General features: G+C 59.6%; 25 protein-coding genes. 7 read left to right on the plus strand and 18 right to left on the minus strand.

The annotated features are described in order from the left end of the window. Positions 1–19 precede the first annotated feature (19 nt). From K290_RS0116575 to K290_RS0116605, 7 genes are all read right to left on the minus strand, one after another. Entirely contained in the window at positions 20–565 is a 546-nt protein-coding gene (locus K290_RS0116575; protein ID WP_028752966.1) for a YbhB/YbcL family Raf kinase inhibitor-like protein, read from the minus strand. 51 nt (positions 566–616) lie between these two features. Next, positions 617–1438 (minus strand): helix-turn-helix transcriptional regulator, encoded by an 822-nt coding sequence (locus tag K290_RS34430; protein ID WP_154668624.1) that lies wholly within the window; start codon positions 1436–1438, stop codon positions 617–619. A 245-nt stretch (positions 1439–1683) separates the two neighbouring features. After that, positions 1684–2667, minus strand: a complete 984-nt coding sequence (locus K290_RS0116585) for an NAD(P)-dependent oxidoreductase (protein ID WP_280749529.1) — start codon at positions 2665–2667, stop codon at positions 1684–1686. A gap of 5 nt (positions 2668–2672) precedes the next feature. Further along, positions 2673–3149, minus strand: coding sequence for an SRPBCC family protein (locus tag K290_RS0116590; protein WP_028752968.1), 477 nt, complete (start codon positions 3147–3149; stop codon positions 2673–2675). After that, positions 3146–3490, minus strand: a complete 345-nt coding sequence (locus K290_RS0116595) for an ArsR/SmtB family transcription factor (protein WP_028752969.1) — start codon at positions 3488–3490, stop codon at positions 3146–3148. The genes K290_RS0116590 and K290_RS0116595 overlap by 4 nt, the downstream gene beginning before the upstream one ends. After that, positions 3483–4175: a glutathione S-transferase family protein gene (locus K290_RS0116600; protein ID WP_028752970.1), complete on the minus strand. Its 693-nt coding sequence runs from the start codon at positions 4173–4175 to the stop codon at positions 3483–3485. The genes K290_RS0116595 and K290_RS0116600 overlap by 8 nt, the downstream gene beginning before the upstream one ends. A gap of 132 nt (positions 4176–4307) precedes the next feature. Continuing rightward, positions 4308–5132 (minus strand): class I SAM-dependent methyltransferase, encoded by an 825-nt coding sequence (locus K290_RS0116605; protein ID WP_028752971.1) that lies wholly within the window; start codon positions 5130–5132, stop codon positions 4308–4310. Positions 5133–5279: 147 nt separating this feature from the next. Here K290_RS0116605 and K290_RS0116610 point away from each other — a divergent pair, with 147 nt between their 5' ends. Next, positions 5280–6005, plus strand: a complete 726-nt coding sequence (locus K290_RS0116610) for a DUF2270 domain-containing protein (protein WP_028752972.1) — start codon at positions 5280–5282, stop codon at positions 6003–6005. An 18-nt stretch (positions 6006–6023) separates the two neighbouring features. On the opposite strand, the gene K290_RS0116615 is transcribed toward K290_RS0116610, so the two are convergent. From K290_RS0116615 to K290_RS0116630, 4 genes are all read right to left on the minus strand, one after another. Next, on the minus strand, positions 6024–6290 hold the full coding sequence (locus K290_RS0116615) for an usg protein (protein WP_028752973.1): 267 nt from the start codon (positions 6288–6290) through the stop codon (positions 6024–6026). 190 nt (positions 6291–6480) lie between these two features. Beyond that, positions 6481–7311, minus strand: a complete 831-nt coding sequence (locus K290_RS0116620) for an ABC transporter permease (protein ID WP_028752974.1) — start codon at positions 7309–7311, stop codon at positions 6481–6483. Continuing rightward, complete coding sequence (locus K290_RS0116625; RefSeq protein WP_028752975.1) at positions 7308–8111, minus strand: ABC transporter permease; 804 nt, start codon at positions 8109–8111, stop codon at positions 7308–7310. The genes K290_RS0116620 and K290_RS0116625 overlap by 4 nt, the downstream gene beginning before the upstream one ends. A 117-nt stretch (positions 8112–8228) precedes the next feature. Beyond that, positions 8229–9011 carry a lysine/arginine/ornithine ABC transporter substrate-binding protein gene (locus tag K290_RS0116630; RefSeq protein ID WP_028752976.1) on the minus strand — a complete coding sequence of 261 codons (783 nt, stop codon included), beginning with the start codon at positions 9009–9011 and terminating at the stop codon, positions 8229–8231. Positions 9012–9382: 371 nt separating this feature from the next. Between K290_RS0116630 and K290_RS0116635 the strand changes: the two genes are divergently transcribed. Then, the gene (locus K290_RS0116635; RefSeq protein ID WP_028752977.1) at positions 9383–11797 is read left to right on the plus strand and encodes an OmpA family protein; all 2415 of its coding nucleotides are present in this window, start codon (positions 9383–9385) and stop codon (positions 11795–11797) included. Positions 11798–11847: 50 nt separating this feature from the next. Here K290_RS0116635 and mobB read toward each other — a convergent pair whose 3' ends face one another. From mobB to K290_RS0116650, 3 genes are read right to left on the minus strand one after another with little or no spacing between them, the layout of a single operon-like run. Next, positions 11848–12378, minus strand: a complete 531-nt coding sequence (gene mobB / locus K290_RS0116640) for a molybdopterin-guanine dinucleotide biosynthesis protein B (RefSeq protein WP_028752978.1) — start codon at positions 12376–12378, stop codon at positions 11848–11850. Further along, a complete protein-coding gene (gene mobA / locus K290_RS0116645) occupies positions 12375–13025 on the minus strand; it encodes a molybdenum cofactor guanylyltransferase MobA (protein WP_037135612.1) in 651 nt (216 codons plus the stop codon). The genes mobB and mobA overlap by 4 nt, the downstream gene beginning before the upstream one ends. Positions 13026–13036: 11 nt before the next feature. Then, positions 13037–13948 (minus strand): DMT family transporter, encoded by a 912-nt coding sequence (locus K290_RS0116650; RefSeq protein WP_028752980.1) that lies wholly within the window; start codon positions 13946–13948, stop codon positions 13037–13039. Between the two features lie 332 nt (positions 13949–14280). Between K290_RS0116650 and K290_RS0116660 the strand changes: the two genes are divergently transcribed. Next, positions 14281–16830: a methyl-accepting chemotaxis protein gene (locus K290_RS0116660; protein ID WP_028752982.1), complete on the plus strand. Its 2550-nt coding sequence runs from the start codon at positions 14281–14283 to the stop codon at positions 16828–16830. Positions 16831–16912: 82 nt separating this feature from the next. On the opposite strand, the gene moaA is transcribed toward K290_RS0116660, so the two are convergent. Then, complete coding sequence (moaA, locus tag K290_RS0116665) at positions 16913–17962, minus strand: GTP 3',8-cyclase MoaA (protein ID WP_028752983.1); 1050 nt, start codon at positions 17960–17962, stop codon at positions 16913–16915. Positions 17963–18097: 135 nt separating this feature from the next. On the opposite strand from moaA, the gene K290_RS0116670 reads away from it, so the two are divergent. Continuing rightward, the gene (locus K290_RS0116670) at positions 18098–18472 is read left to right on the plus strand and encodes a gamma-butyrobetaine hydroxylase family protein (RefSeq protein ID WP_028752984.1); all 375 of its coding nucleotides are present in this window, start codon (positions 18098–18100) and stop codon (positions 18470–18472) included. A gap of 25 nt (positions 18473–18497) precedes the next feature. After that, positions 18498–19697, plus strand: coding sequence for a low temperature requirement protein A (locus K290_RS0116675; RefSeq protein WP_028752985.1), 1200 nt, complete (start codon positions 18498–18500; stop codon positions 19695–19697). On the opposite strand, the gene K290_RS0116680 is transcribed toward K290_RS0116675, so the two are convergent. Continuing rightward, a complete protein-coding gene (locus K290_RS0116680; protein ID WP_028752986.1) occupies positions 19691–20170 on the minus strand; it encodes a MarR family winged helix-turn-helix transcriptional regulator in 480 nt (159 codons plus the stop codon). The two genes, K290_RS0116675 and K290_RS0116680, sit on opposite strands and share 7 nt — an antisense overlap. Positions 20171–20215: 45 nt before the next feature. On the opposite strand from K290_RS0116680, the gene K290_RS0116685 reads away from it, so the two are divergent. Both K290_RS0116685 and K290_RS0116690 read left to right on the plus strand, forming a co-directional pair. After that, entirely contained in the window at positions 20216–21190 is a 975-nt protein-coding gene (locus K290_RS0116685; protein ID WP_028752987.1) for an alpha/beta hydrolase, read from the plus strand. Between the two features lie 58 nt (positions 21191–21248). Then, the gene (locus K290_RS0116690; protein WP_028752988.1) at positions 21249–21857 is read left to right on the plus strand and encodes a pyridoxamine 5'-phosphate oxidase family protein; all 609 of its coding nucleotides are present in this window, start codon (positions 21249–21251) and stop codon (positions 21855–21857) included. Between the two features lie 65 nt (positions 21858–21922). On the opposite strand, the gene K290_RS0116695 is transcribed toward K290_RS0116690, so the two are convergent. Beyond that, positions 21923–22990, minus strand: coding sequence for a GGDEF domain-containing protein (locus K290_RS0116695; RefSeq protein ID WP_028752989.1), 1068 nt, complete (start codon positions 22988–22990; stop codon positions 21923–21925). 187 nt (positions 22991–23177) lie between these two features. Next, positions 23178–24785, minus strand: coding sequence for a fumarate hydratase (locus K290_RS0116700; protein ID WP_028752990.1), 1608 nt, complete (start codon positions 24783–24785; stop codon positions 23178–23180). Between the last annotated feature and the right edge of the window lie 175 nt (positions 24786–24960).

Consider the following 24960-nt stretch of genomic DNA (forward strand, 5'->3'; position numbering starts at 1 on the left):
CCTCTTTGTCAGCGCACCGTCATTGGCCGTAGGTGGCGGTGATGGAAGCGGAGGCGAGCGCGTTTGCCTGCGTCATGTAGCCCACCAGTGCCCCGCTGGCGTTGCTGTCGAGGCCGAGCTTATCGACTTTCAAGGCGGTTACGGTCAGCCTGTAGCGATGCGCCGGGCCCGAAGGCGGGCAGGCGCCGCCGAAAGCCGAGGTGCCGAAGTCAGTTCTTCCCTGGATGGCTCCGGCAGGCAGACCGGTCCCCTCGGTCGATCCTGCGCCTGATGGCAGCGACTTTGCGGATGCGGGAATATCGAACACGGTCCAATGCCACCAGCCGGAGCCTGTCGGGGCATCCGGATCATAGAGCGTTACCACGAAGCTCTTGGTTCCCTCCGGTGCATCTTTCCAGCCTAGCGCGGGAGATACGTTTCCGCCCTTGCAGCCGAATACATTGGCCACCTGTTCGATCTTGAGCGTGCCGCCGTCCTTGATGTCCGGGCTGGCGACTTCAAAGGCAGAGGCTTGGCCCGATGCCAACAACATGGCAGCCAAGGCCGCGGTGATAGAATATTTCATGACAATCTCCGTTAGAGCGACGCTGCCCGCAGCGTCGACGGCCGGAGATTGTCACTCTGCGGCGACGAGCGCTGCGCTGTTTCGATCAGTCTTTGCGCCGTTTCGATCAACTTCACGCTGATGGCCGCGAATTTCGCTTGGCGCGAAATCGAAACGTGCCCGAAAGCGTGCGGTGAAGCGGGAGGCCGAGTCATAGCCGACATCCAGCGCAATTTGCGTCACAGACTTCTCGGTTGTTTGCAGCAGGGTGAGCGCCGTCGTCATGCGGATATCGGCCAGAAGCTCGGAAAAGCTCGTTCCCGACGCTGCCAGCTTGCGCCGCAGACTGGCCTCGCTCATGCCGATCGTCTTCGCCAGTTCCGGAGCGCGCCAGGAATAGGCTGGATCGGAATTGATGATCTTGCGCAGGCGCTCGATCGGACCGGGGTTCGCGATCGGCGCAAACCGGTGGCCGAGCGCGCCGAGCCACAACAGGATTTCATTGACGCGGGATGCGGCGATGCTATCCGGCAGGAGGGGGCCATTGCGGATCGCCTCGATCGCCTTGCCATAGGCTTCTTCAAAAGCTGGCGGCATGCCGGTGAGAACCTTGACCTCCTGTACCGGCCTGGCATCGCCCACGGTGAAATCGGCGATCAGGTTTGGCGCGAACTGCAGGGCAAGCGCCTGATAGCCGTCAAGGCCATCGGGCTCGTTGATGATATCCGAGGTGGCGCCTTCAGGGATCAGCACGAGATCGCCGGCGCAAGCCTTCATGTCGGCGACCCGATCGAGAATGATCTTCTGGCCCTTTTGAACGAGCACCACGCCTGGAGCAGGCGACGCAAGGCGCTTACAGAGCAGGCGCGTGCTTTGGATGATACACGCCGTCATTCCAGCTCCGTCGCGTCGGATGATGTCGCGTTGAGGAAAGGCGGAATAATTATCCGAAATTTGAAACACCAGGCCTCCGCAACTCTTTTCATCGGCCGTTCTTGTCAGCCGGCAGCAAATGCCGCTTAGCGTAGCGAAGGTTGTTGGCTTGTGAAACGGTCTTCGCTCATCATTTGCTGGAAGCAGGCGCCGCCTGGTCCGGTGAACTGGCGGCGTTCTCCCCTTAGTGCTCGGACCAGGCCGGATTATTTCCGCTCCAGTCGGGCGAGCAGCGATGACGTATCCCAGCGATTCCCGCCGAGGGCCTGGACATCGCCGTAGAACTGATCGACCAAAGCCGTCAGCGGCAGTTTGGCCTTGTTGCGGCGCGCTTCAGACAGCACGATGTCGAGGTCCTTGCGCATCCAGTCAACGGCAAAGCCGAAGTCGTATTTGCCGACATTCATGGTCTTGTGGCGGTTTTCCATCTGCCAGGAGCCGGCTGCGCCCTTGGAGATGACGTCCACGACCTTCTCGATGTCGAGGCCCGCCTGCTTGCCAAAATGGATGCCCTCGGCCAGGCCCTGAACGATGCCGGCGATGCAGATTTGGTTGATCATCTTGGTGAGCTGGCCTGCGCCGGCGGAACCCATCAGGCCGACCATGCGGGCATAGGCGTCGATCACGGGCTTTGCTTTTTCGAACACGGCCTCATCGCCACCGCACATGACGGTCAGCACGCCGTTTTCCGCGCCGGCCTGACCACCGGAGACGGGAGCGTCGATGAAGTCCACGCCTTTTTCCTTGGCTGCGGCATGAAGTTCGCGGGCGACTTCGGCGCTCGCCGTCGTGTTGTCGATCAGGATCGCGCCAGCCTTCATGCCGGAGAGCACGCCATCATGGCCGATCGTCACCGAACGCAGATCGTCGTCATTGCCGACGCAGGTGAAGACGAAATCAGCGCCTTCGGCCGCGGCGGCAGGGGTTGGGGCAAACTTGCCGTCGAATTGTTTGACCCATGCCTCCGCCTTGGCGACGGTGCGGTTATAGACGGTGACGTCGTGACCGCCCTTGACCTTCAGATGCCCCGCCATGGGATAGCCCATGACGCCCATGCCGATAAAAGCGACCTTTGCCATTCGCGAAGACTCCTTCCAAGAATTTGCCTGAAGGCTTAGCGGAAAGGCGAGGGGGACGAAAGACCGATTTCTCGACAAGTACGCCGGAAGCCTGGAAGGTTTGACGCGCATGCACGCTAGTTCGGGCGGCGTTCATCAGCCTCGACATAAAGTCGCAGGTTGTCGAAGCCGATTTCCGTGCCCATCAGCCGCGAGCCATTGTCGCCGTAGCCGTCCAGAAAGACCACCTGTTCGGTAAAAAGCATCGTAGTGCCGGCGGGCTCCGGCGCGAAGGTGACGGTTGCCAGCGACACCGAGATGCGCTTGTCGTCGAGCATCATGTCGAAGGCGTAGATGATACGTTCATTTGGTACGATATCGATGTAGCGGCCCTGATAGGCATGTATCACGCCGTCTGTCGAGGCGACACGGTTGCTCTCACTGCCGCCGGGGCGAAAGTCGAGCTGGAATTCGAGCGGCGTCCAATCCCCATGGCAGGCGAACCACTGGCGTTTGTTCTCGGCCACTGCCCAGGCGCCGAAGACCCGCGGCAGCGGCGCCTTGAAGTGGCGCTCGATGGTAATTGTCGTGTGTTCCGTCGTTCGTTCGGTCATTTCACCGCTGTCTCCTCGGAATTGTCGGCAAGAAACTGGTCGAGGCGGTCGAAGGTTTTGTTCCACCCCGCCTTCCGCTCGGCGATCCAGCGCTCGACTGAATCCAGCGCTTCCTTCCGAAGCTGGTAGGTTCGCACTCGGCCGATCTTTTCGGAATTCACCAGGCCGCCGGTCTCCAGTACCTGCAGATGTTTCATCACGGTCGGCAGCGCCATCGCGAATGGCTGAGCCAATTCCATCACCGAGGCGGGACCACGGCCGAGGCGGTCGATCATACCGCGCCGGCTCTGATCCGACAGGGCCTGGAACATTCGGTCGAGCTCTAGAGGGTCGTCAAGCATGCCGTTGTTCCGGACGGAATTGGATGGGAAGCTTCTGGCTATAGGGATAGAGATGGAAGTAGGGCCTCGCCTCATCGAGTACGCGCGCGAAGGACGGACGATCGAGCAGGCGTTGATAATATTGCCGCAGCCGGACTTGCTGGTCGCCGAAGGGTACGAGCGTTTCGGCATAGAACAATGCGGGGGCCGCGGCGCAATCCGCCATAGTCAGAACATCCCCTGCGATCCAGAGCTTTTCGGCCAGTTGCTGCTCGATCATGCCGTAGGCGGTACGCAACGATGCCTGCGCCCGCGCGACGGCTTTGGGATTCCGCTCATCTTCCGGACGGCGAATATCGGCAACGATCGCCTGCATCGGTTCCTGGACATAGAGATCGAAGAAGCGATCCCAGAGGCGGACGCAGAGCGCATCCGTCGGATCGCCCGGCAATAGCGGCGTCGGGCTAGGATAGTGCCGGTCGAGATATTCGATGATGATACTGGTTTCGGGAATGGTGCTGTCGAGCGCCTCGTCGCGCAGCACAGGGAATTTGCCGATCGGCCAGAGGCGCAGCAGCGATGCACGCGACTCTTCGTTGCCAAGATCGATGATCCGGCTTTCAAACGGTGTACCGTTCTCATAAAGCGCCATCAGGACTTTATGGCAGAAGGAGGCCAGCGGATGCTGATAGAGGATGAGAGACATGCAACGACCTTTCCTGCATCGAGGCTAATGCTGAAACTTATCTAAATGGCTAAGTAACAGATCGAAGTCTCGCGCGCAACAAATACTTAGCCGACTGGGTAAGTATTTTGGTCGGCCGCCGAAAAGGTCAGATCACGAAGCGATAAGGCGCGCGATGACCAAATGGCCTGGCGTCGGGTGGCCCTCTTCCATGCGGACGTTGATGTCGGTGATTTCGATCAGCTCGAACCCGGTCGCCGTCAGCCGTTCGCGAACATAGCTTTCGGCATGCGCGAAACGCTGATGCGGACCGACCATATAGGGGCGGCCCGCCATGGCGTTCTCGGGCAAGGTTTCCGACGAGAAGATGAAGAGACCGCCGGGCGTCATGTTTTCGGCGGCGCCGAAGAAGAGCGGCTCCAGAGCGCCGAGATAGGGCAACACATCGGTGGCGGTGATCAGGTCGAACGGCTCCTCGTCATTATCATCGAGGAAATCCTCGACCTCGGCGACGAACAGGGTCTCATAGAGATCCTTCTCATGGGCGACTTCGACCATGTTTTCGGAAATGTCGATGCCGGTGATGTCCTCGACGATGTCGCGCAGCGTGCCGCCGGTAAGTCCTGTGCCGCAGCCGAGATCAAGCATGCGCTTGAAGGGGCCGAGGCCGAGTGCCTGCAGCCGCTGGCGCACGAGAACGGGAACGTGATAGCCAAGCTGCTCGACAAGCACATCCTCGAAAACTTCGGCATGCTGATCGAACAGGGTTTCGACATAGGCATCCGGCGCCTTTACCGGCGTTTCGCCGCGGCCCATCGAGGCGATGCGCACGGCTGCGCCACCGTGGTCCTCGGGATCGATCGTCAGCACATCCTCATAGGCCTTGACCGCGGCGTCGATATCGCCGGCTTTTTCGAGCGCAAGGGCGCGGTTGTAGGCTTCTGCCAGCGCGTCTTCGTCGATTTTTTTCTTTGCCATGAGCGATCGGTCCTTCATTCGTTAGGGAGGCATTAAGGTGCTTGAAAGGCTTTTGCAATGGCCGCGTTGAAGGAGCAAAATATTCGTTCGCAACAGGGGCAGGCCATAAGGCCGTTGCGCGAAAGAAGAAAAAAGGAGGAAAAAACCATGGCCACCGAGCTCACCACGTCCCATCTCCTGGGCAGCGCCGCCGATCGGAAGCCGCCGCCCATGCCGGCGACGACGGGGGAGATCACCAATACGTTGACGCATTATTACCGCGGTGAGCTTGGGCGAATGACCAGTTGGCGCGACCGCATCGACCGGACCTCGAACTGGGCGATTACCGTCGTTGCGGCGCTGCTTTCCGTATCGCTTTCATCACCGACGTCGCATCATGGCGTATTGCTGTTCGGCATGATGCTGATCACATTGCTGCTGATGATCGAGGCGCGGCGCTATCGCTTCTTTGATGTCTATCGTGCACGGATACGGCAACTGGAACGCAGCTATTTTGCGCAGATCCTGGCACCTGAAGCCGATCTTAATCCCGATTGGGCGCTGTCGATAGCCAAAAGCCTGCGCGCACCGCGGTTTCTGCTCAGCTATTTCGAAGCGATGCAGCGGCGCCTGCGGCGGAATTATTGCTGGATGTATGCAATCCTGCTGTTGGCGTGGATCTTGAAGATCTCGACGCCGAGGCTGCAAACGGAGGGCACCCCGCAAGAGTTTGTGCATTCATGGAGCTATATTGCCGACAACGCCGCACTCGGACCGATCCCTGGCTGGCCGGTGATCGTAATCGTAGCCGTGTTCTACGCCGTCATTCTATATGGCGCATTACGTCGCGGGCCGGATGACGGTGATTTTGCCCATGGCGAAGCGCATGTCTGATCGCTTGGCAAAGCCTGATTAGTGCAGGATGAACTCTCCCTTCACCGCCCGCCACTCGGTCGCCGAGATCAGCCGGCGGTGAACATATCGCACCGAATGTAACGGCCCGTCCAGTTTCTCCTGCCAGAACTTCAGGAAACCGCGCATTTCCGGGAAATTCGGAGCGAGATCATAGTCCTGCCAGATATAGGTCTGAAGAAATTGCGGATGATCCGGCAGGCGATAGATGATCTGCGCCGTGGTCAGCCCATAGCCTTGCAACTGCTTTTGCATGTCGTTGTGCATGAGGTCTCTCTTTCTGTTCCCATTGTTCTTCGCGACTCGGAGGTCACAGGAAAATGGAAACACCTCATGGTAAACCCAAGCTTTACAAAAGTGTTGCGAAAAACAAATTTCCTCCTGAAAATCAATGTGATAGCAGCCTCATCGTGTGAGTGCTGCCAAGGCAGCGCAAGGAGATGCCGTCCGGATGAGATCAACGTCTCAGATGACGCGTCAGATAGGCTTCCATGCGCGCCCAGCCGTTGCGCATGATCTCGACGATGAAAAGATAGAAGATCGCCGCCCAGAGATAGGTCTGGTAGTCATAGGTCTGGGAGAAGGCATAGCGCGTCTCACCCATCAGATCGTAGACGGTGATGATCGAGACGATCGCCGAGCTCTTGATCAAGAGGATGATTTCATTGCCGTAAGGGCGCAACGCCACGATCAAGGCTTGCGGCAGGATGACCTTGTAGAAGGTGACGAGCTTATGAAGGCCGAGCGACGCCGCAGCTTCGCTTTGGCCGTGATGGACGCTCTGGATGGCGGCGCGGACGATCTCGGTCTGATAGGCCGCCGTGTTCAGCGTCATGGCAAATAAGCCGCAATTGAAGGGATCGCGGAAGAACCACCAGAGACCGATGCTATCAATGAAGCCGCGCGCCTGCGGGAAACCATAGTAGACCATGAAGATCTGCGCCAGCAGCGGTGTGCCGCGGAAGAGATAGACGTAGCAATAGGTGAGTCCGTTCAGGACCCGGTTCTTTGACATTCTCGCGAAGGCGAGCGGAATGGAGAGGATCGCACCGAAGACGAAGGAAAGTCCGACCAGCTTCGCCGTGATCCAGAGGCCGTGCAGAAAGCGCGGGCCGAATTTGAAGAATTTCGCATTATCCCAATTGGTGATCATCATGGCGATGAGCGCGACACCAAGCAGCGCCCAGAGGGCCAGGAAGAAATAACCGGCAACGCGGGCCTTGGAGAAGCGCTTCATCGTCTCCGGCGGTGCCGGCTGTGCCGGGATCAAGACTTCAGCATAGCTCATCGGCGAAACTCCGCGCGTTTGGCCCAGCGATCGAGGTAAAGCAACCCAGCCGAGGAGATGATGGCGAGGGCCAAATAGAGGCCGCAGGCAACCAAATAGAAGAAGAACGGTTCCTTGGTCGCGCGTACGGCAAGGCCCGTCTGGCGGATGATGTCAGCAAGTCCGATGACGGAAACGTAGGACGTGTCCTTCAACAGGTTCATCCAGAGGTTTCCAAGATTGGGAAGCGAGATGCGGATCAATTGCGGCAGGATGATCAAACGCATGGTGCGTGCGCGGTGAAAGCCGAGAGCATCGCCAGCCTCATATTGTCCCTTGGGAATCGCTCTGAAGGCCGACAGCAAAACTTCCGAGCAATAGGCGGAAAAGACGATCGAAAGCGCGACCATGCCGGCGGCGAAGGCATTGATCTCGACCTGTCCGGTATAGCCCACGTAAGCGAGCGCCGTTTGCAGCAGAATTTGGATGCCGTAGTAAATGATAAAGAGCGTCAGGAGCTCCGGCAGGCCGCGAAAGATGGTGGTGAATACGCCGGCTGCGAGCCGCAGCGACTTTTCTTCGGATTGTTGTGCCAGTGCCACCAGGAAGCCGATGATCAAGCCAAGCGGCAGTGTCAGGACGGCCACTGTAATCGTGATTTTGAGGCCGCCGGCAATCTCGTCGCCCCAGCCGGTATCTCCGCAGGCTATGACGGTGTTCTGGCCGAACAGGGTGAAGAGCCCCGCGGGGCCGCACAATGGATCGAAGGCGTAATTCACCCAGGCCCAAAAGGAACCAAACGCGGAAAACAATCCGCTCATACCGTATTTCCCCTCGCAGCTTTTGCCGCGTTTCTCTTATCTTTTATTGGTTGTCAAACAAAAACGGCGGAAGAGCAAGCTTCCGCCGTCGTCTTTTCCCTGGGAATCGACGGCCGATCACTCGCCGTAGACGTCGAAGTCGAAATACTTGTCCTGGATCTTCTTATAGGTGCCGTTGGCGCGGATTGCAGCGATCGCAGCGTTGAACTTGTCCTTCAGCGCAGTGTCACCCTTGCGGAGGCCGATGCCGGCGCCGACGCCGTTGATTTGCGGATCGACCTTCAGCGTGCCGAGCATCTTGCAGCAACTGCCGGCATCGGACTTGACCCACTCGGAGAGAACCACGACGTCGTCGATGACAGCGTCGATACGGCCGTTGGCGAGGTCGAGCTTGTATTCGTCGGGCGACGGATAGAGCTTCAGCTCGGCGTCCTTCAGATGCGCGGTGGCGTAGTTTGCGTGCGTGGTCGAGGACTGTGCGCCGATGGTCTTGCCCTTCAGGGCCTCATCGGTTGCTGCGGTCACGGTCGAATCCTTTGGCACGGCGATCGCCGGCGGGGTGTTGTAGTATTTGTTGGTGAAGTCGATGGTCTTTTCACGCTCTGGCGTGATCGACATGGACGAGACGATGGCGTCGAACTTCTTGGCCTGCAGGGCCGGAATGATGCCGTCGAAATCCTGGTTTACGAAGGTGCATTTGACCTTCATCTGATCGCAAAGCGCATTGGCGATGTCGATGTCGAAGCCGACGAACTTGCCGGCGGCGTCGAGGGATTCGAATGGCGGGTAGGTGGCGTCGGTGCCGATGACGATCGAATCGCCTTCGGCGAGCGCCGCCCCGGCGAAAAGCGACATCGCGGCAAGCGATGCCGCGGCGAAAAGACGAGTTGAGATGCGCATTTTGATCCTCTCTGTTGGCGACCGGCGGCTATTTTTCTTCATTGGCGGCCGGCCAGAATGGAGCGGGTGCGTGGCCCGCCTGCCGCGGATATTCGTACTTTTTTTTCGCAAATTGCAACTGGAATTACAAAGCCGGTGTGTGTCACACACACTATCTCCAAAGCGCTTGCGTGACCCGACAAAGCTGAACGGCAGCCTTCCGGCGCGTTCAGGCGGGGTTAATTTCGGGTGCCTAATTGTTCGGAACATATCACCGCTTGCCGCGATTCAGCCCTATGAGCACCGAAAATCGGCCGGGATCATCGGGCATCAGCTCCACGGGCTGAGATCCGCACCTTGGCGGATAACGATAATAAAAGGAGACCCCAACTATGGGAAAGCGATCCAGACTATTTGCCAGCGCCGCATTTCCGCTGCTGTCCTTAACACTGGCGTTCGAGCCGGCCGCTGCCACAGCGCTGCGCGAACAAGCCGTCGCACCGTTGAGCAATGATGCCGCCAGTTCGGCCGCCGTGAACGGCAATGCGACTTTCGAAGTTGCTCAGGAGCAGCCGGCCCCGGACGGGCAATCCGAAGAGGAGCTGAAAAAGCGCAAGAAGCCGGGCGGTGCAGAGCAGGGCGAGCCGCAGGGCAAGAAACACGAGGCCGCACCAGCGCAGCAGGGGGGAGCCGAGCCGCAGCGCAAGATGAAGGAAGCCCAACCGGAAGGGCAGCCTGAACAGCTGAAACCGGGTAAGCAGCAACAGGAAACACAGCAGCCCAAGGCACTCCAGCCCCAGGCGACACCGGAAACCCAGCAGGCTCAGCCGGAGCAAAAGAAGCACAAGCAGAATGCGGAGCAACAGCCAGCGGCGCAGCCGGAGGCAACGCCGCAGACGAAGGCCGTTCAGCAACAGGCTGCCCCCGAAAGCCAACCCCAGGCCCAGCCCGAACTGAAGAAGCATCAGAAGTCGCAGGGGCAAGCGGCCGAACCGGCGCAGCAGCCTGCAGAACAACAGGCCGCCCCCGCCCAGAAACAGGCGCCCGCCGCACAGCAATCTCAGAGCGAACAGGCTCAGCCGGAGACTCAAGGTCAGCCAGAACTAAAGAAGCATCAGAAGAAGCAGGGTCAAACGGCTGAACCGGCACAGCAGCCGGCCGAACAGCAGGCAGCGCCCACCACGAAACAAGCTCCTTCCACCGAGCAGCAGGCAACGCCGGCACCGAAACAGGCGCCTTCCACTGAGCAGGCGCAGCCGAAGACTCAGGTTCAGCCTGGTACTCAGGTCGAGCCCGGCACGCAGCAGGGTCAGAAACCGAGCCGCAAGCTGCCGCTGAATGAGCAGCAGACCGGGCAACAGCCGGCAACGACGCCCGAACAGCAGCCGGCGCAGAAGAGCCAGCAACTGCAGGCTCAGCCGCAGAACCAGGCGGCCCCGCAGACCGGCAAACAACTGCAGCCGAATGTCGAAACCGGGGCGCCCGCCCAGGGCAATGCCGTGCAGGCGCCTGCGAATGGTGCCGTTCAGGAGGGTGCCCAGACAGCGGCTCCCGCGGCCGCGCCGGTCTCGCCACAGGAGCTCGAGCGCCGAAAGAAGATCGCCGAAAATCCCGCTGCCAGCAACGAAACCGTTATTCTGCCGGTGCAGAACGGTGCTGCCGTGCTGGATAGCGATAAGGACGCGGCACGGCGCGGCTTCCGCCAGGGCGGCCAAGCTGCCGGTGGCCAGGCCGGTCAGGGCCAGACTCGAGGTCAGGTCCAGACCCAACAAGGGCAGAATGCCCCGGTGCAGCCGGCCTATAGCAAGGCACCAACCTCCGATGCCGAAGCCCAACGCGCGCTCGGCGGGCAGCAGCAACAGCCCGTGAAGATCGAAGCCATAACGAGCGAGCAGGGCCGACGCCTCAACCGCCGGCCGGATTTTGCAGCGCCGGAAGGCATTGCAGTCCAGCCGAACGACAATCAGGGCAATCGCGTCATCCTGAACATCGACAATAACTATGTCGTCCGTCACGATGACAGCGAGCGCTTCGTTCGCGACGGTGAACGTCCGATCTACGAGCAGCTTCCGCGCGACCGTTACCGCGAAACCATCGACCGGCCGGACGGCGATCGCATCATCACCGTGCGTAATCGCTATGGCGACGTCATTCAACGCTCGCGCGTCGACGCGCGCGGCCGCGAATACGTGCTGTTCTATTCGCCGGAACTGGAGGATCAGCCGGACCGCGATAACTACTTCCGCGATCCGGGCGACGAACTGCCGCCGATGCGCCTGCGCATTCCGCTCAACCAATATATCATCGATACTGGTACGGAACGTGACTCGGACTATTACGACTTCCTGCGTGAACCGCCGGTCGAGCCTGTCGAGCGGGTCTATTCACTGAACGAAGTGCGTTATTCCGCCCGCATCCGCGACAAGGTGCGCCGTATCGACCTCGATACGATCACCTTCGCGACAGGTAGTGCGGAAATCCCGATGTCGCAGGCAAGTTCGCTGCGCGGGGTTGCAGACGCCATGAGCAAGATCGTCAAAAAGGACCCGACCGAGACCTTCCTGATCGAAGGCCATACGGATGCCGTGGGCACTGCGCAAAGCAACCTGGTACTCTCTGATCAGCGTGCCGAATCCGTCGCCAACGTCCTCAGCGATGTCTATGGCATCCCGCCGGAAAACCTGGTGACCCAGGGTTATGGCGAGCAATATCTCAAGGTGAATACGCAGGGGCCCGAGCAGGAAAACCGCCGCGTTACCATCCGCCGTGTTACGGCGCTGGTGCGTCCGGTCGCTTCGAACCAGTAAGCTCTTCCTGTCTCAAACGCGTGAGGCCGTCGGGAAACCGGCGGCCTTTGTCATTTTGTCGGTTGGCCAAGACTTACCGTTGCGGCGATGAAATCGGCGATCCCTACGGTATCGTCGAGATCGAAGACGGTCAGCGCGCCGGGATCGTCTACCGTATGGTCGGCGGCTATAGCGGCGATATGCGGGTCCTGTGGCGCCAAGGGCGCGCGATTGGCGGCCTCCAGGCGGCGGGCTTCGATCTTGGGGATCGGCTCGCGCTTGTAACCCTCGATCAGGACGAGATCGCAAGGGGCGAGCCGCGCCAGTATTTCCTCGAAACTCGGTTCCGGCTCGCCGCGCAGTTCGTGCATGATCGCGTAGCGCGTACCGGAAACGATGGTGACTTCATGCGCTCCGGCTTCGCGGTGGCGAAAGCTGTCGGCGCCTACCTTGTCGATATCGAAGTCATGGTGAGCATGTTTGATCGTCGAAATCTTGTAGCCGCGGCGGGTGAATTCGGTGACAAGCCGCACCGCAAGGCCGGTCTTGCCGGAATTCTTCCAGCCGGCGATGCCGAAGATTTTGGGCCGCTTGGTTGTCATGAGGTCTGCTCCAATGCCGCCAGCCATGTTTCCGCGGCAGTCAGGTCGTCGGGTGTGTTGATGTTGAAGAATGGATCGAGGAGACCGATCGAAGTTGGGATCATGGCAAAGCTGACCGTTCGTACGCTATGGCGGGCTAGAAAATCCCTGACGCGCCGCTTGTCGTCTCTCAGAATCCAGGTTTCGAGATCATCGGCAATCGAGACGGGCCAGAGGCCGAACACCGGATGATCGCGGCCAAGCGATACGGCGATGGCGATTTCGTCGCGGCCTTCGATCGCTTGAGCCAACCGCGCGATCAGATCGCCAGGGAAAAAAGGACTATCAATCGGCACGGTAGCGATGTGAGATGCATATGGGTGTCTTATCACTGCATCACGCATGGCGGCGAGCACACCGGCAAGCGGGCCGAGCTTGCCGGGGACGGTGTCCGGAACTAATGGCAGCCCTGTCGTATCCGGCCAGTCGGCATCGGCATTCAGTGTGGCCGGTATTTTCTGCTGTCGTCTGATGCGGGCCGCAATGCGCGTCAGAAGTCTTTCACCGCCGAGGAGGGCAAATGCTTTGTTCGCGCCCATACGGCTGGAACGGCCGCCGGCGAGCAGATAGGGCGGGATCTCGGCGGGATCGGTGATGAAGCCGGGCATGCTTGTCGACCTCAGGCGGGTACACGCGGCTCGGATTCCTGGGCGACACGCTCGGCCGCTTGCCGTTTGCTCTCGCGGTAGAATGTATAGAGACCGGAGGCGATGACAATGGCGGAGCCGATCATGGTCCAGGCATCCGGGGTCTCTCCGAAGAACAGCAAGCCGAGCAGCGCGGACCAGATGAGGCTCAGATAACGAAACGGTGCGACAAAGGAGATTTCGCCCGTGCGCATCGCCTGGATCACCGATTGATAGCCGACGAGCACCAGGATCGATGCGAGCAGGATGTGCAAGAACGGGGCGAGGCTGATCGGCTGCCAGCCGCCGAGCGGGACGATCGACAGGGCGCCAAAGATGGAAATCGAGATCGCGGTAACGACCGTCACCATCAGGGACGGCACATCCTTGCTGACGCAGCGGGTCGCCAGATCGCGGGCGGCAGTCGCGAACATGCTGGCGACGACAAGCAGGGCGGCCGTCGTGAAGCCATCGGGGCCGGGGCGAATGATGATGAGCACGCCGACAAAGCCCACGGTGATCGCCGTCCAGCGCCGCCAGCCGACCGGCTCCTTCAGGAACAGGGCCGCGCCTAGGGTGACGGCGAGCGGCAGGGCCTGCAGGATGGCGGAGGCGTTGGCAATCGGCATCATGCCGAGCGCGGTGATGTAGGTTATGGCCGCGATCGCCTCGCAGACGACGCGCAGAGCGATCATCGGCTGCAGAATGACTTTCCAGGAGCGCAAGGCGCCCATCTGCCAGGCAAGCAGATAGACGAAGACGCTGGTAAAAAGCCCGCGGAGAAACATGATCTCACCGGCGTTCATCACCGCGATGACTGATTTGGACAGTGCGTCGCTGCAGGAAAAACCAGCCATTGCTGCGGCCATGTAGAGCGCGCCCTGCGTATTCTTCGTCCGCGGCATGAAGCGATTCCCTAGAGATATATCAGCTCGATCTACTGTGCTTTTCCGCAAATTGGAATCGCTGGCCGCGTGGCGGCGATCAAATTCGATAGTGCTTTGCAATGAAAATGTGAGGGAACCGCATGAAGATCATGCCGAAATCGCAAAATGGGACAAAATTGCCGATTTTTCGGAAATGATACAATCTTTTACGTTCGCGATTAATCCTTATTCAATCTAATTTCCGGACGCTCGGGCTCAGTTTTGCATGAGGCAGAAGCATCTACCGCAGCGCAGCAGGGAATGACGGTCCCGCCTTCGCCGCATACCAACCAATTTCATTGGGGCGTGGCATGTTCTTCATTGATCGTCTTCTGCAAAGCCGCCGAATCGTGACCAAGGTTCTTATCTTCGTCGTGCCGCTGGTGGTGCTGATCGCCGGTATCGGCCTCGTCGGCTATCACACGGCCAATATCCTCAACGGCCATATGACCGTAACGAGGGCGACGATTGAAAACATCAGCGATTTCGAGAATTTGCAGGCCGCCCTGCAAGAGTTCACCACGTCACCATCCGATGAGACGCGCAACGCGCTGGCGGACAAGATCGACGCGCAGGCCGCAGGCGTGCAGCGTCTGAGCGGCCTTCTCAGCAATGATCAACGCGCCAAGATTTCCACGGTCAGCGAGTTGGCCGGCAAGATGCGCGGTCAGGCGACCACGCTCTGGAATATCAAACAAAAGCAGGACAGCGATGTCGACGCGATCCAAAAGGCGGTTTTAAGCGTCGAAGCCGGCGGCAAGGCTGCCGAAAAGCAGATCGACATCATCCGCAAGGATTTCAGCGACAAGGAAACCTTTGCCAAGGAACTGCTCTACGATGCTGCTGCCTTCAAGGGGTTGTCGGACAAGATGAGCAACCTGCGTATTCAAGTGCAGATGGCCGCCGATCCCAATGAGGAAGTATCCGATGCGCGCACCTACACCGATGCGATCCTAAAACAGGTCGCGACGTCGAAAGCCCTGGTTTCCAAGCGCGGCGCCGGGCTGGTCGGCAACGCGGCCGACGCAGCCAACAAGCTGGACGCAGTCCTGAAGAGCAGCGACACCGCCGACCAGAAGGTTGCGGCCATGGGGCCGATCCTTCAGAGCTTCGTGAAGATCGAAGGGGACATGACCCTGCAATCGGCCAAGAACAGCGACACGGCTGCCGACCGTTTCGTCAGCCTCGATAAGATCATCGACGGCCAAAAAGAGCTGTTGGATCATGTCGACCAGGCGCTTGGAATGATCGATCGCCTGACACTCCATGCCGCGCGGATGGAGAATGTCCGTGACGCCGCTTCGCGTGACGCCGTTATAGCCGATTTGAAGGATCTGCAGGACGTCAGCGTCAAGATCTCGGCACTCGGCCAAACCAACGCGACCATGCGCGATTTTGCCGCCCATACTCAGCCTCTGCTCGACAGTCTGAGCAAGGGTTCGGCGGATCTGCTGCAGACAGCGGCTGACTGGAAAAAGACGCGCGTCGACTCCAACGGCCTGCTGGCGGATGCGATGACGTCGCTGCGCAGCTTCGTTGCGCAGGCGCAGGAGATCGGTAAGGAGGACAGCGAGCGCTCCGCAAATGTCTCCGTCATTGCCATGATCCTCGGCACGCTGCTTGCCATCGTCGGCGGTCTGATGCTGGTCGAGACGCTGCGTGGACCGCTGAAGCGGGTTACCGAAATCATGACCCGGCTGGCAAGCGGCGATCTGGAAGTGGCGATCGACGGTCGCAATCGCGGCGACGAGATCGGCGACATGGTACGCTCCGTCACCGTCTTCCGTGATGCCGCCTTGGAAAATGTCCGGCTGGAGCGGGAAGCCGAGAGCGCCCGTGCTTTATCGGCCGAGGAGAACGCAAGGCGCGCCGCGGACCGTGCCCGCATCGAGGCCGAACAGAAGCAGGCGCTGAACGCGCTGGCCGACGTTCTCGCCAAACTTGCGGACGGCAATCTGGAAGAGGGCATGCGCGAGGATCTTTCCGCCGACTTTGTCGAAATGGCTTTCACCTATAATCATGCTGTCGAAGCCCTGCGCGAGACCCTGACGGATGTCCGTTACACGGCCGAAGAGATCAAGGGCGGTACCGGCAATCTCGCCGCGTCCGCCGACGATCTTGCGCGCCGCACGGAACAGCAGGCGGCAGCCCTGGAGGAAAGCTCGCGGGCGCTCCACCGTCTGAGCGATGTTGTGCGCTCCACCGCCGACCGCGCGAAGCAGACGGCGGTCTCGGTCAACGAGACCCAGGCCTATGCAACCCAATCCGGCGAAGTCGTCGCCAAGGCTGTCGGTGCCATGAGTGAAATCAACCGCTCGTCCGAGAAGATCGCCACGATCATCGGCGTCATCGACGAGATCGCCTTCCAGACCAATCTCTTGGCGCTGAATGCCGGTGTCGAAGCAGCTCGCGCCGGAGAGGCCGGTCGAGGTTTCGCCGTCGTTGCCCAGGAGGTGCGTGAGCTGGCGCAGCGCTGCGCGAACGCGGCGAAGGAGATCAAGGGCCTGATTTCGGCAAGCTCCTCGCAGGTACAGGATGGCGTCTATCTGGTCGAGCAGACCGGTGCCGCGCTCAGCGAAATCATCGGGCACGTGACCGGCGTCCAGAAGCTTGTGGCCGATATTTCCGCGGCAACGGCCGAGCAGTCGACCGGCATCGAAGAAGTGACGCGGGCGGTCGGCGAAGTCGAGCTCATCACCCAAAGAAATGCGGCGATGGTGGAAGAAAACAACGCCGAAATTCATGGTCTGCGCCAACGCGTCGACATGCTCTCCGACAAGATCGACCGTTTCCGCACCGGCGATGGCGACGGGATGTATGAAGGCTATGAGAGCGGCATGGACCGGTATCGCGCCGCCTGAGGTCATATCTGAGACAGTAACGATAAATAAGCGAAGCGCCGGATGTTTTGTCCGGCGCTTCGCTTATTTATATCGGCGGAAATCAGCCACCCGTTACGCTCATGTGGCGTGCGACAGCCGGTCTGTTATGGGTGCGGTCGATGATGAAATCGTGACCCTTAGGCTTGCGGGTAATCGCTTCGTCGATGGCAGCGTAGACAAGCGCATCATCTTCGGTAGCCCGCAGCGCCGTACGCAGGTCGGCGGCATCGTTCTGGCCAAGGCACATATAAAGTGTCCCGGTGCAGGTCAGGCGGACACGATTGCAGCTCTCGCAGAAATTATGGGTCAGCGGCGTGATGAAGCCGAGGCGGCCGCCGGTTTCGACTACTTCGACATAACGCGCCGGACCGCCGGTCTTGTAGGGGATGTCGGTCAGTGTGAATTGCTGTTCGAGATCGGCGCGCAATTTGGAGAGTGGCAAGTACCGGTCTGTGCGGTCCTCTTCGATCTCGCCCATCGGCATGGTCTCGATGACGGTCAGGTCCATGCCGCGGCCATGGGCAAAGCGCAGCAACTCGGGTATCTCCGCCTCATTGAAATCCTTAAGCGCCACGGCATTAAGCTTGATCTTGAGACCGGCCTTCTGCGCAGCATCGATACCCTCCATCACCTTGGCGAAATCGCCCCAGCGGGTGATGGCGTGGAATTTGTCTGGGTCGAGCGTGTCGAGCGAGACGTTGATGCGGCGCACGCCGCAATCATAAAGTTCTTCGGCATGGCGGGAGAGCTGCGAACCGTTGGTGGTCAACGTCAGCTCTTCGAGCTCGCCGGCTTGAACGCGTTTGCCGAGCTCGCGCACCAGAAACATGATGTTCTTGCGCACCAGTGGCTCGCCGCCGGTCAGCCGAATCTTGCGGACCCCTTTGGCAATGAAGGCGGAACAGAGCCGGTTCAGCTCTTCCAGCGTCAACAGATCCTTCTTCGGCAGGAAAGTCATGTTTTCTGCCATGCAATAGGTGCAGCGGAAATCACAGCGATCGGTGACGGAGACGCGCAGATAGGTGACCGCCCGCCCGAAAGGGTCGATCATCGGCGACGCCTCCACCACCAGCGGCGATCCGTCGCCTATCGTGCCGACAATGCTGTTCACGAAAACCTCCGTTGTCATGTTAATGTGTGCATAGGCGATTGTTGCGTCAAGGGAAATGCCTTTTCGAATGCACTTGCGCGTGAACGACTGGCGGCCTACTTCTCCGGATACGCATTGAAACGCATGGGAAAATCGATGAGCGACGTCTGGCCAACCGAATTGAGAGTGTCGAAGGACCGCCATCATCTGATGGTGAGCTTCAATGACGGGGCGAGCTTCGATCTGTCGGCAGAAATGTTGCGCGTGCTGTCGCCATCGGCCGAGGTGCAGGGACATGGGCCGGGGCAAAAGATTACCGTGCCTGGCAAACGCAACGTCGGCATCATGTCCATGACGCCGACCGGCAACTACGCCGTCGGCATAGGTTTTGATGACTTGCATGATAGCGGCATTTTTACCTGGGCCTATCTTCGCGAACTCGGCGAGAGAGGTTCCGAGCTTTTTGCCGCCTATGAGGCTGAACTGAAGGAAAAGGGCTTGAGCCGTGACGTGGCGGGCAAGCCTCACTAGCACTGTCAATAGCAAGGGGGCCGGCATGGCAGGTGGGGATCCAGGAAGCTGGCTGCGCGCCAAAGACAGCAAAAACGAAAGCAGGGTCTCTTTCGTCGAGCTGTTCTTCGATCTGGTCTTCGTCTTCTCGATCTCGGAGCTTTCGCACGCACTTGGCGGTCATTTCACGCCCGTCGGCGCTCTCGAAGCCACCATGCTGATCTTTGCCGTGTGGTGGGTATGGATATTCACCGCCTGGGTGACGAACTGGCTTGATCCCGATCGCATGCCGGTGCGCATCATGTTGTTCGTGCTGATGTTCGCCGGGCTGGTTCTCTCGGCATCCATTCCGAATGCTTTCGCTGGAAAAGCTATTTTCTTCGCCGGCGCCTATGTGTCCATGCAGGTCGGCCGCTCGCTGTTTACCGTCTATGCCCTCAAAGATGTCAGTCCGGCGAACCATCGCAATTTCGTCCGCATCACCTGCTGGCTGATATTGTCAGGGGTCTTCTGGATTGCCGGCGCCGTAGCGGAGATCGAGACGCGCGTTGCATTGTGGCTCGCAGCACTCGCGATCGAATATGCTGCACCTGCCTTCGGTTTCGCCGTGCCTGGCCTTGGCAAATCGACCCCTGCAGATTGGGACGTTTCCGGCGCGCATCTTGCCGAACGCTGCGCGCTCTTCATCATCATCTGCCTCGGCGAGGCGATCCTGCAGGCAGGCAAGACATTTGCCGAAGAGCCGCTTTCGCCGCTGATCGTTGCAGTATTCGTCACCGTCTTCGTCAGCACCGTTGCCATGTGGTGGATCTATTTCCAGTTCGGCCGTCAACGCGCTGCCCGTCGCATCGAGCAGGACGAGACACCCGGCAGCCTGGCGCGGCAGGCTTTCACCTACGCGCATATCCCGATTCTGGCCGGCATCATTCTGAGCGTCGTCGGCCACGAATTCTTGTTTTCCCATCCGCGGGACCCGGCTGACATGCATGCGGGAGCGGCTATCCTCGGCGGCCCGGCCGTGTTCCTTATCGGCAATCTTTGGTTCAAAGGCGCGACAACCGGGCGGCCGCCGCTGTCGCATTTCGTCGGCCTTGCGGGATTGGCGCTATTGGTTCTCGCGATCCCTCAGATCGATGTCTACCAGCTCGGGATCCTCGCCACGGCTGTCCTTATCGTCGTGGCGATATGGGAGTTCGCCTCACTGAACCGCACGGTGCCACTGGGCCGCCGACCAAGCAATCACTGATCACCGTCCAGTGGCTCGCGCTCGTCCTGCAGCAATAGGCTGACGATACGTTCCATGTGCGCCGTCATGATTTCGCATTCGGCGAGCGGTGCGTCCGAGAGCGTGCGGTCGATGAGGTCGGTCTGGATGGCCATCGCCTCTTCCGTCAAGCGCCGGCCTTCGCCGGTCAGATAGAGTCGCAAGATGCGCTTGTCGTGTTTGTCGCCCCGACGTTCGATCAGGCCGCGTTTTTCCATTTGCGGCAACAGCATGCTCATGTTGGAGCGCCCGACCAGCAGCTTGCGGGCCAACTCCTGTTGCGAAATGCCTTCGAAGCGGAACAGATTGACGAGAATGTCGAGATGCGGCGGCTTGATATCGAGATGGGCAAGCGCCCGACCGAGGGACTGCTGCATGAGCTGGCAGGCGCGGGCAACGGCGATCCAGCTACGAAAACGCGGATGGTCCCAGGGCAGGGATTGATTTTTGTTCATCGTTGTACTTTATTGTTCATGATTGAACATTATTGGATTCCCACTATGCCATCCTTTGCGCTTAAGGTCACCCGCCTGGGAATGTCCAGCCTTAACAGGATTTCGCCGCGACTTGCCGGCAAGGCTGCTTTCAAGCTTTTTTGCCTGACGCCCTCGCGCCGGCCGCAAGGCGCCAAGGCGGAGGCCGCTTATGCCGAGGGCAGGGCACGTCTGAATTCCGCCGAGCAGATCATGCTGTCGTTTCAAGGCGGACGGGCGATGGCCTATCGCTTGAACGGCGGCGCTAAAGGTCGGCGCAAGCGCTTTCTTGTTGTCCATGGCTGGGGCTCGAGCAGCGAATATATGTCGGAACTTTCCGTCTTTCTGGCGAATACCGGTGCCGAGGTGATCTCGCTCGATCTGCCGGGTCATGGCCGCTCGCCGGGGCGCTTCCTCAATGTGCGCCTCGCGGTTTCGGCCATCGCTGCGGCGGCGGAGCGTTTTGGTGCCTTTGACGCCACGATCGGCCATTCCTTCGGCGGCGCTTCCATTGCACTTGCCGCGTCCGGCTTTTTGCCGCGCATCGAACCGATTCTGCCGGGTCGCCTGGTGCTGATCGGCGCACCGAGTGCGATGGGTTGGTTGTTCACGGATTTCGGCGGGATGATGGGGCTTGATGCTGCGACGCAGGCAGCGCTTGAGGCGGAGGTCGGTCACGTCACCGGCAGGCCGCTCAAGGATTATGATGCCGGACGCAACGTTCACGATCTCCGCAGGCCGGTGCTGGTGATCCACGCCGAAGACGACAAGGAGGTCAGTGCCGATCATGCCCGCGCCTATGCCACTGCCGGTGATCACGTTCGTCTTTTCTGGGCAAACGGCTTCGGCCATCGCCGCATCGTCAGCGCCGCTCCCGTGCTGGCGGCGATCGGCGAATTCCTGGCGGAAGCGCCGGCGTTCGCAGGGCAAGAAAACGCACTCGAAACTGACGATGAAACGGTTATATCGTTTCATCGGACCTCGGCGCGGCGCGTGTCATAGCAGCGTCACGCCTTGCGTCTAACCCGCCGGTATCAGGATCAAAAAGACGCGAGGTAACATGCGCATCATCACTTCCGTTGAAGAATTGAACGAGTTCTATGGGGGCACGAGCGAGGCGTCGATCGCCAAGGTGACGAGTGCGCTGACCCCGCTTTATCGCCGGATGATCGAGGTATCACCCTTCGTGGCGCTGGCGACGGTCGGCCCGGAAGGGTTGGATTGCTCGCCGCGTGGCGATTTGGGCGGCGTGGTGCGCGTGCAGGACGATAAGACGCTGCTGCTGCCCGACTGGCGCGGTAACAATCGGGTCGATTCGCTAGCTAATATCGTCAGGGATCCCCGCATAGCGCTGATGTTCCTGATTCCCGGCTCGAACACCACGATGCGCCTCAACGGTCGTGCGGTAGTCTCCATAGAGGAAAGCCTGCTCGCGAGCTTCGAGATGGAGGGCAAGCATCCGCGCAGCGTCGTGGTGATCACCATCGACGAGGTCTATTTCCAATGCGCGCGAGCCGTGATGCGCGCCGAACTCTGGAAGCAGGAGACATTCGTCGATCCTGCAAGCCTGCCGACCCCCGGCATGCTGTTGAAGGCGGCGAAGGGGGATTTCGACCAGGAGACTTACGACCGCGAATGGCCGGCGCGAGCTGCCAAAAGCATGTGGTAACGAAAATTCGCCGGCGCGCTTTTGGAAGCGACGCCGGCGGAACAATTTTTAACACTGGTCCGATATTAGCTTTTGTAGATGAGCCAGCTCTTCGTAAAGTCTTTCTGCATGCCGTCCTGATAGATATAGCTACAGTTGCGGCCAGCATTCTTGGCAGTATAGAGCGCAATGTCGGTCTTGCTGTAGAGTTCTCCGGGGTCTGCAGCTTCCGAGGCCATGCAGATGCCGAGCGAAAGAGTGATCGGCCCGTAATTCACTCCGGTGCGCGAGTTCTTGAACGGCGTTGCCTCAAGTGCACGGCGGATACGTTCGCAGACCGCCATGACCTCTTCCGGCGTATTGCCCTCCAGGATCAGCGCGAATTCCTCACCGCCCGTGCGGGCGACGAAGGCGTCGCGACGGACATTGGTGCGGATGAGGGAGGCGACGGTCGCGAGAATCTTGTCGCCGACCGGATGGCCGTAGGTGTCGTTGATCTTCTTGAAATAATCGATATCGGCCAGCACCAGCGCCGTTACCGGGCGGGCCATCTGATTGTCGAAGATGGTGGCGAGGCGATCATCGAAGGCGCGGCGATTGGAGAGGCGGGTCAGAGAGTCGGTATTGGCGATGCGCTTGTATTCGTCCAGTTCCTTGCGCACCTGGTCCATTTCGTGGCTGCGCTGGGCGACATTCTCGACGGTCTTTTCGCCGTGCGCCATGGTATCGCCGGTTGCTGCCGCCAACATGTCGATGGCACTGCGCAGCAGGTCGACGCTGTTATTGTTCTTGGACGTGATGCGTTCGCAGGTTTCGCCCAACAGCCGATTGTAGCTTTCAAGCGAAGTCTGTTCCTGCCGCAGCGTGCGCAACACGCCATCGAGTTCCGTAATCAGGCGGGCGTGGGCGTCATCGAAGATGCGGCCCGCATGGTGCGCGAAATGCTGAGCGCCAAGTGCGTCCAATTCCTCCTGCGTGGCGTTGCTGCCGAGTGCGGCAAGCTCGCGGGTCAAGGCAGGATTGGAACCGATATAGGCTTCGTAGAAAAGTTCGTAATTGCGCGGGATCGGCGCGACCCCCATGGATCGCATGGCATAGGTAATCTGTCCTGCCACGTCGGGAACTTGCGCTTTAGGCGCAACCACCGTACTCATCGGCGAACTCCGTTAAATGATTTCATGAAAGCACTGTTTTTACTTAGCCTAAGATTCTTTGAAAAAGATTAAGGCAATAAATATAAAAACTTATATGAGTTCTGGCATAGAATTAATTTGGTTATGAATTGTAATACTTACAATGGAAGGCACCAACAGTGCCTTCCATTGTCTGACACAACGAAGATCAGCCGAGGTTGAGTTCCTGGAAGAAATCATTGCCTTTGTCATCGATAACGATGAAGGCGGGGAAATCTTCGACTTCGATTTTCCAGACTGCTTCCATGCCGAGTTCGGGATATTCCAATACGTCGACTTTTTTGATGCAGTCCTGAGCGAGGCGGGCGGCCGGACCGCCGATCGAACCGAGATAGAAACCGCCATGCGCCTTGCAGGCCTCGCGCACGGCGCGCGAGCGGTTACCCTTGGCGAGCATTATCATGGAACCGCCGAAGGACTGGAACTGGTCGACATAGCTATCCATACGCCCGGCAGTCGTCGGGCCGAAGGAACCGGAGGCGTAGCCGGCCGGTGTCTTGGCGGGGCCGGCATAGTAGACGGGGTGGTTCTTGAGGTAGTCCGGCATGCCCTGACCCTTTTCCAGACGCTCGCGGATTTTTGCGTGCGCCAAGTCGCGGGCGACGATGATCGTGCCGGTCAGCGACAGCCGGGTCTTGACCGGATGCCGCGACAGCTCCGCCAGGATATCGGCCATCGGCCGGTTGAGATCGATGCGGACCATCGATTCGGAAAGCTTAGCCTCGTCAATCTCCGGCATGTATTTCGACGGATCGGTTTCGAGCTGTTCGATGAAGATGCCATCACGGGTGATCTTTCCCTTGGCCTGACGATCGGCGGAACAGGAGACGCCGAGGCCGATCGGCAGCGAGGCGCCGTGGCGGGGCAGGCGGATGACGCGGACATCGTGGCAGAAATATTTGCCGCCGAACTGCGCGCCGACCCCGAGGCTCTGCGTCAGCTTATGAATTTCCTTTTCCATTTCGATATCCCGGAAGGCATGCCCGCTTTCGGAGCCTTCCGTGGGAAGACAGTCGAGATAGCGCGTCGAAGCTAGCTTGACTGTCTTGAGGTTCATCTCGGCCGAGGTGCCGCCGATGACGATGGCGAGATGGTAGGGAGGGCAGGCGGCCGTGCCGAGCGTCAGGATCTTTTCTTTCAGGAAATCCAGCATGCGATCATGGGTGAGCAGCGACGGCGTGCCCTGATAGAGGAAGGTTTTGTTGGCCGAACCGCCGCCCTTGGCGACGAAGAGGAATTCATAGGCGTCGGTGCCTTCCTCATAGATGTCGATCTGGGCCGGAAGGTTGTTCTTGGTGTTCTTTTCCTCGAACATCTTGATGGGCGCGAGCTGCGAATAGCGCAGGTTCTTCTTTTCATAGGCGTCGAGCACGCCCTTTGCCAGAGCTGCGCTATCGCCGCCTTCGGTCCAGACGCGGCGGCCTTTCTTGCCCATGATGATCGCCGTGCCGGTGTCCTGGCACATGGGCAGCACGCCGCCGGCGGCGATGTTGGCATTTTTCAGCAGGTCATAGGCGACGAAGCGGTCGTTGTCGGTGGCTTCCGGATCTTCCAGAATGGAAGCGAGCTGTTGCAGGTGACCGGGGCGCAGCAGGTGGTTGATGTCGGCAAAGGCGGTTTCGGCGAGGAGGCGGATACCCTCGGGATCGACGGTCAGGATGTCCTGGCCCTTGAACGTGTCGACGGAAACATAGTCGCTGCAAATCTTGCGATAGGGAGTCGCGTCGTCGCCGAGAGGAAATAGATCGTCAGCCATGTTGGAAACCTTTCGAGCCGGATGGCGGAAGAAGATGTTTGGAAACGATCTAAATCCGGCTTCAGCTAAAAGCAATTGCTTGGCCGCTATGTCGAAATTTCAAAATCGGAGTGTGTTGATGGGACATGCGCGGGTCGGGTGGGTCTTCCGATGCTGAACCTTGTGCCCGGCCCCT

It is taken from the genome of Rhizobium leucaenae USDA 9039 (genome assembly GCF_000426285.1).
GTDB lineage: Bacteria > Pseudomonadota > Alphaproteobacteria > Rhizobiales > Rhizobiaceae > Rhizobium > Rhizobium leucaenae.